Annotated in this window: 1 protein-coding gene; it reads right to left on the bottom strand. The window is 49.2% G+C overall.

Going from position 1 to position 331, the window contains the following annotated elements; genetic code table 11:
- Nucleotides 1–331, bottom strand: a 331-nt coding sequence (locus tag BHC43_RS00555) for a 4Fe-4S dicluster domain-containing protein (RefSeq protein WP_176700506.1), incomplete at both ends; no start/stop codon positions are given.

The following is a 331-nucleotide window of genomic DNA, read 5'->3' as shown; positions in this document are numbered from 1 at the left end:
ATATTCAAACAGCGGTGTAATCAGCTGCGATGTACGAATATCAATACGTTCCAGTTTGCTACGGTCGATTTCTGGCAGGTTGAGGAAGAAATCGTAATTGATTTTCTCTTCTTCGACATGTTCCAGGCGAGACATCATATTGATGGCTTTAATCTCTGGATTCTGACGGTCTTTCGCCGGGCAAACTTCGACGCACAGGTTACAACCGGTGCAATCTTCCGGTGCCACCTGCAAGACATATTTCTGCCCGCGCATATCACGCGATTTCACATCCAGCGAATGCAGGCTGGCAGGGGCGTTTTCCATCGCTTCAGGCGGCACCACTTTTGCG

The organism is Snodgrassella alvi (genome assembly GCF_002777855.1).
Classification (GTDB): Bacteria; Pseudomonadota; Gammaproteobacteria; order Burkholderiales; family Neisseriaceae; genus Snodgrassella; species Snodgrassella alvi_E.
Note: the sequence above shows the minus strand (reverse complement) of the source record. Positions and strands in the feature narration are given on the sequence as shown.